Origin of the sequence: Limosilactobacillus vaginalis DSM 5837 = ATCC 49540 (assembly GCF_000159435.1) — a bacterium.
In the GTDB taxonomy this organism is placed as follows: Bacteria; Bacillota; Bacilli; order Lactobacillales; family Lactobacillaceae; genus Limosilactobacillus; species Limosilactobacillus vaginalis.
The window spans coordinates 156,975-162,759 of record NZ_GG693412.1; the positions used below are offsets into that span (position 1 = coordinate 156,975).

A 5,785-nucleotide genomic window follows, 5' to 3' on the forward strand; every position below is an offset into this window, starting at 1 on the left:
CCAAAATAAATTTAGGGAGCTACTTCAAAAGAAAGGCAATCAAATTAATAAATGATCAATGTTGATATATCAACGATTAAAGACTATGTAGATGCATTGAGAATTGGGGAATTATTAAGTATACACTAACTGATAATTTAAATTTAGTTTGACAATCAAAATAAATCTAAATATAATTTGAACATCGAATATTTTGATATTCGAAATACTTTCTTTGAGGAGGGTAACTGCTTTGGCTATAATGACCGCTCAGGAAATTATGGATTTGATTCCTAACCGGTACCCAATTTGCTATATCGACTATGTTGATGAATTGGATCCTGGAAAAGAGATTACGGCAACTAAAAATGTCACAATCAACGAATCATTTTTCCAGGGACACTTCCCTGGTAACCCAGTAATGCCTGGAGTATTGATTATTGAAACGTTGGCACAGGCTGCTTCAATCTTAATTCTTAAGTCTCCTGAGTTTTATAAAAAAACAGCTTATCTTGGAGCAATTCATAAAGGAAAATTCCGTCAGGTAGTTCGTCCTGGTGACGTTCTTAAATTGCACATCACCATCACTAAGAAGCGCAGTCGAATGGGAATTGTCGATGCGGTCGCAACGGTAGATGGGAAAAAAGCATGTAGTGCAGAATTGGTATTTATTGTTGCTGATCGAGATGAAAAAATTTAAAGGTAAGTTTCGACTATAATGTATTTTGATGAGTAAAATTAATTATTTTTAGCAACTACAACAATAAGGAGTCAATGCATTATGGCTGATGAATACCAAAAAATTAATGAGTCTTTAATTAGAATTTATAACGGAATTTTATGGATTGAAGAAAAAAAGTTACGAGAAAGTACTTTTAATGATTTAACAATTAAGGAAATGCATGCAATTGATGCGATTTCAATGTATGACCATCAAACTAGTTCTCAAGTAGCTAAGAAACTTCACCTTTCACCAGGAACAATGACCGCAACGGCTAACCGTTTGATTGCAAAGGGGTATGCTGAACGGTTCCATGATGAAGAGGATCGCCGAATAATCAGGTTAGGATTAACCCACAAGGGACGGGTCCTTTATCGTGCACACCGGGCCTTCCACAACATGATGGTAAAAAGTTTCCTAAAAGATATGGATGAAAATGAGCAAAAAGTAATTCATAAGGCTCTCCGGAATCTGGAGGACTTTGTGGAGGATCATTCTTAGTGAGTAGGGGAAAGAGAAGTAATGGATAATTGGAAAATTGTATCAACCGCAGGTTACGTACCGCCATTAGTAAAAACTAATGATCAGTTAAGTGAACTGATGGATACAAGCGATGAATGGATCAAAACGCGGACGGGAATTTCTGAACGACACATAAGTCTGAAGGAAAATACTTCAGACCTAGCCGTTAAGGTTGGGCAAAAGTTGCTTAAGCAAACTAACTGGGAACCAGAATCGGTTGACCTAGTTATTGTAGCAACGATGTCTCCCGATTCGTATACTCCTTCAACGGCTGCAATTGTCCAAGGAAAATTAGGAATGACCAAAGCGTTGGCATTTGACGTTTCGGCTGCTTGTTCGGGCTTTATTTACGCGTTAACTGTTGCTAATGGATTATTAGCTAGTACTAATAAGTCACGGGCAGTTGTAATCGGGAGTGAAGTTCTTTCGAAAATTATTGACTGGAATGACCGCAGAACGGCGGTACTCTTTGGTGACGGTGCTGGTGGAGTAGCAATTGAAAAAAGCTCCGAACATCATTTGATGGGGATGGATTTAGCAACATTTGGTAATTTAGGTGACAAATTAGTTGCTGGTCAGACAACAGTTGGCGGGAGTTTTCCTAAGCCAGTTACTTCATTAGCCCCATTTCAAATGAATGGTCGAGAGGTATATCGATTTGCAACTCATGAAGTGCCGCGATCTATTCAAGCAGCCATGGATAGTGCTCAAGTTACAGCAGATCAAGTGGATTTATTTTTACTCCACCAGGCAAATGCCAGAATAATCGCACAAGTAGCTAAGCGGTTGAACCAACCAATAACTAAGTTCCCGATCAATATCGATCGGTATGGAAATACATCTGCAGCTAGCGAGCCACTTTTACTGGATGAATGTGTTCGTAATGGGCAGGTTCATCGGGGATCGTTAGTTGTACTAGCCGGCTTTGGTGGTGGCCTCACTACTGGAGCAATGGTAATTAAATATTAGTAAATAGAAAGAGGAAAAGAAAAATGACTAAAGAAGAAATTTTTAACACTGTTAAGGACATTACCGCTGACGAATTGGACGTTTCTGCAGAAAAGATTACTTTGGAAACTCACATTCAAAACGACTTAAACGCTGATAGTTTAGATGTCTTTGAAATCATGAATGAATTAGAAGATAAGTTTGATATTGAATTAGATGACGACGATGCCAAGGTTGAAACTATTGGTGACGTTGTAGATTACGTTGCGAAGAAGTTACCTGCTGATAAGTAATAATGAAGCTCGGAATTCTTTTTAGTGGTCAGGGATCACAGAAGCCAGGAATGGGGCTTGATTTTTTAACTGACGACTTGTTTAAGCAGACAATTCAAGCAGCAAGCGAAGCAACGGAACTAGATATTATTCGGATCCTAAAGAGTGAACAGGGAGAACTGGATGAAACCAAGAATGTTCAACCAGCATTAGTTGCTGTTAGTTGTGGAATCTATAGAATGCTCCAACGTGATTTACCAAAATTACCGGTTGCGGGAATGATTGGTTTATCGCTTGGCGAGTATGCCGCTTTAATTAGCGCTGGAGCATTGGCGCTTAAACCAGGATTGAGTTTATTAGCCGATCGTGGACGGTATATGCAAGCTGATGCTGATGCTGTAGCAAGTAGTTTGGCCGCGTTAATTAATCCTGATTTGGATAGTGTTAACTGGGTATTAAAGGACCATCCTAAAGTGACAGTCGCAAATTATAATTCACCACGACAACTAGTAATCGGTGGCCCAGAAAAAGAGGTACAGCTAGTTGCGGAGTTATTGAAACAACAGGAAGCTGCTAAGCGAGTAATTGTATTAAACGTTAGTGGGGCCTTTCATACTGCATTGTTTAATCCAGCACGACAAAAAATGCATCAGCGGTTAAAGGACGTGGTATTCACTGAGCCAGAAGTTCCGGTAATTAGTAATACCACTATTCAGCCTTTTGCTGCTGATAACATTGCGGAAATCCTTGAACGCCAATTAGCACAGCCAACCCATTTTGGGGAGGATCTCCAGAAATTAGTTGAATATGAACAAATTAATGGAGTGCTTGAGATCGGACCAGGAAAGACTCTCAGTCGGTTTGCTCGTCAGGTAAACAGAAGTTTGAACTGTGAACATATTTCCTCAATTGAGGACTACCAAGCATTTATAAAGGAGCATCAGGAATGGAGTTAAAAGATAAGGTCGTTTTAATCACCGGAAGTACCCGCGGAATTGGGAATGCTACTGCATTAGCCTTTTTAAGAGCAGGGAGTAAGGTGATTCTTCATGGTCGCCATTCATTGAGCGCAGAAGAAGGGGAAAAATTAAAGGATTTTCAGGATAATTACACTTTTATCACTGCGGATCTGGCTAACCCTGATGATGTTCAGCAACTAGCTGATTCTGCTTGGCAGGCTTATGGTCATATAGACGTTGTTGTGAATAATGCTGGGATGAACAAGGATAAATTACTAGTTGCAATGAAGCAGAGTGATTTTGATGATGTTATTAACGTCAATTTAAGAGGAACTTTCCTACTAACGAAGGCGATCTTGAAGAAGATGTATAAGCAAAAGAGCGGCTGCTTTGTAAACATTACAAGTGTAGTTGGAATTCACGGGAACGTCGGTCAGGCTAATTATGCTGCCAGCAAGGCGGGGATAATTGGTTTGACAAAGACCGTTGCTCAAGAAGGAGCGTTACGTGGTATCCGGAGTAATGCTGTTGCTCCGGGAATGATTGCCAGTGACATGACGGCTGCTCTATCAGAACGTAATCAAAAAAGAATAGTTGACCAAATTCCGCTAAAACGACTAGGGAAACCAGAAGAAGTTGCCCAAGCGGTACTTTTTTTGGCCCAAAATGACTATATGACGGGACAAACCATCGTAATTGACGGCGGAATGACCATTTAGGAGTGGATAAAATGACAAGGGTAGTAGTTACTGGAATGGGTGCAATTGCGCCAAATGGTAACGGATTAGATGAATTTGTTAACAATAGCTTAGCGGGAAAAGTTGGGATTAAACCAATTACTAAGTTTGATGCAAGTGAAACTGGAATTACTGTTGCTGGTGAAGTTGATGACTTTGATCCAAAGGCAGTTGTTGGTAAAAAGGCTGCTCGCCGGATGGATTTATATTCTCAATATGCGATCCAGACAGCAGTTGAAGCAATTGAGCAAGCTGGAATCACTGAAGAAAATACGGATCCAGAAGATTTGGGAGTTATTTACGGTTCAGGAATTGGTGGATTAACCACAATTCAAGAACAAGTAATTAAGATGCATGATAAGGGACCACGGCGGGTTTCACCAATGTTTGTTCCAATGGCAATCTCAAACATGGCTGCCGGAAACATCGCAATTCGTTTTAACGCCCAAAACATTTGTACATCAATCACAACTGCTTGTGCTACCGGTACGAATTCAATCGGTGAAGCTTACCGTCAAGTGAAGGAAGGCCGGGCTCAGGTAATGATTGCCGGTGGTGCAGAAGCATCCGTTAACGAAATCGGAATTGCGGGCTTTGCGTCCTTAAATGCACTTTCGACAAGTGAGGATCCAGAGAAGGCTTCGTTGCCATTTGATAGGGACCGGAATGGTTTTGTCCTTGGTGAAGGTGCCGGAACGCTTGTCCTCGAAAGTTTGGAACACGCTAAGAAGCGGAATGCCAAGATTCTTGGTGAAGTTGTCGGTTACGGTGCCACTTGTGATGCCTACCATATAACCGCTCCTGATCCGGAAGGTAAAGGCGCAACACGGGCAATGCAAAACGCAATTGATGAAGCTGGGATTCAAGCCAGTGACGTTGATTATATTAATGCCCACGGAACCGCAACCCATGCCAATGACAGTGGTGAGTCCCTAGCAATTAATAAGGTCTTCGGTGAGGATAGTCAGGTTCGTGTTAGTTCTATTAAGGGGATGACTGGTCACCTCCTAGGAGCTGCCGGAGCGATTGAAGCAGTTGTTACTATCGCTGCTCTAGAAAAAGGAAAACTACCACAAAATGTTGGGTGCTTTAACCAGGATCCAGAGTGTAGCGTTAACTTAGTGACTGCTGATAACCAAGACGATGCTGATGCAGAATACGCATTAAGCAACTCCTTTGGCTTTGGTGGTCATAATGCAGTATTAGCTTTCCGAAAGTGGGTGGATGATTAAGTGGATGTCGATAATGTTCAAAAAGTTATGACAGAGTTTGAAAAGTCATCTGTCCGGGAATTGAAGATCGAGGACGGTAGCTTTCATCTCTATCTGAGTAAAAATGATCGACCAGCTTCTCAAGAGCCAGTAACTAATACTCCTGAGGTGGCTGATCAACCAGTAAAGCACTCCTCTAAAAACGAACCACGGGGAGCCCAAATTAAAGCTCCCCTCGTAGGAACGGTTTACCTTCAATCAAAACCAGATCAACCACCATATGTTAAGGTGGGAAGCCACGTTAACAAGGGTGACGTTGTTTGTGTGATTGAAGCAATGAAAATGATGACAGAAGTAAAAAGTGAAGTTGCTGGAACGGTTTCTGTCATTAACGTTGATAATGGTGAGCTGGTGGAATATCAGCAACCACTTTTTG

Annotated in this window: 8 protein-coding genes; all 8 read left to right on the forward strand. The window is 41.2% G+C overall.

The window, feature by feature from the left end:
• Positions 1-232 precede the first annotated feature (232 nt).
• A complete protein-coding gene (fabZ, locus tag HMPREF0549_RS00660; protein WP_040530605.1) occupies positions 233-679 on the forward strand; it encodes a 3-hydroxyacyl-ACP dehydratase FabZ in 447 nt (148 codons plus the stop codon).
• Positions 680-760: 81 nt separating this feature from the next.
• Positions 761-1,201 (forward strand): MarR family winged helix-turn-helix transcriptional regulator, encoded by a 441-nt coding sequence (locus HMPREF0549_RS00665; protein WP_003716314.1) that lies wholly within the window; start codon positions 761-763, stop codon positions 1,199-1,201.
• Positions 1,202-1,222: 21 nt separating this feature from the next.
• Positions 1,223-2,191: a beta-ketoacyl-ACP synthase III gene (locus HMPREF0549_RS00670; RefSeq protein ID WP_003716315.1), complete on the forward strand. Its 969-nt coding sequence runs from the start codon at positions 1,223-1,225 to the stop codon at positions 2,189-2,191.
• Between the two features lie 23 nt (positions 2,192-2,214).
• A complete protein-coding gene (gene acpP, locus HMPREF0549_RS00675) occupies positions 2,215-2,463 on the forward strand; it encodes an acyl carrier protein (protein WP_003716316.1) in 249 nt (82 codons plus the stop codon).
• Positions 2,464-2,465: 2 nt separating this feature from the next.
• Positions 2,466-3,398, forward strand: a complete 933-nt coding sequence (locus HMPREF0549_RS00680) for an ACP S-malonyltransferase (protein WP_003716317.1) — start codon at positions 2,466-2,468, stop codon at positions 3,396-3,398.
• Positions 3,389-4,120, forward strand: coding sequence for a beta-ketoacyl-ACP reductase (locus HMPREF0549_RS00685; protein ID WP_003716318.1), 732 nt, complete (start codon positions 3,389-3,391; stop codon positions 4,118-4,120). Before HMPREF0549_RS00680 ends, HMPREF0549_RS00685 begins: the two co-directional genes overlap by 10 nt.
• A gap of 11 nt (positions 4,121-4,131) precedes the next feature.
• Positions 4,132-5,370, forward strand: a complete 1,239-nt coding sequence (gene fabF / locus HMPREF0549_RS00690; RefSeq protein WP_003716319.1) for a beta-ketoacyl-ACP synthase II — start codon at positions 4,132-4,134, stop codon at positions 5,368-5,370.
• Positions 5,371-5,785, forward strand: a 415-nt coding sequence (locus HMPREF0549_RS00695; protein ID WP_003716320.1) for an acetyl-CoA carboxylase biotin carboxyl carrier protein, incomplete at its 3' end; no start/stop codon positions are given.

Coding starts and splice junctions, on each gene's coding strand:
- acpP (WP_003716316.1), top strand. CDS start 2,215: ATGACTAAAGAAGAAATTTTTAACACTGTTAAGGACATTACCGCTGAC.
- HMPREF0549_RS00670 (WP_003716315.1), top strand. CDS start 1,223: ATGGATAATTGGAAAATTGTATCAACCGCAGGTTACGTACCGCCATTA.
- HMPREF0549_RS00665 (WP_003716314.1), top strand. CDS start 761: ATGGCTGATGAATACCAAAAAATTAATGAGTCTTTAATTAGAATTTAT.
- HMPREF0549_RS00685 (WP_003716318.1), top strand. CDS start 3,389: ATGGAGTTAAAAGATAAGGTCGTTTTAATCACCGGAAGTACCCGCGGA.
- fabF (WP_003716319.1), top strand. CDS start 4,132: ATGACAAGGGTAGTAGTTACTGGAATGGGTGCAATTGCGCCAAATGGT.
- HMPREF0549_RS00680 (WP_003716317.1), top strand. CDS start 2,466: ATGAAGCTCGGAATTCTTTTTAGTGGTCAGGGATCACAGAAGCCAGGA.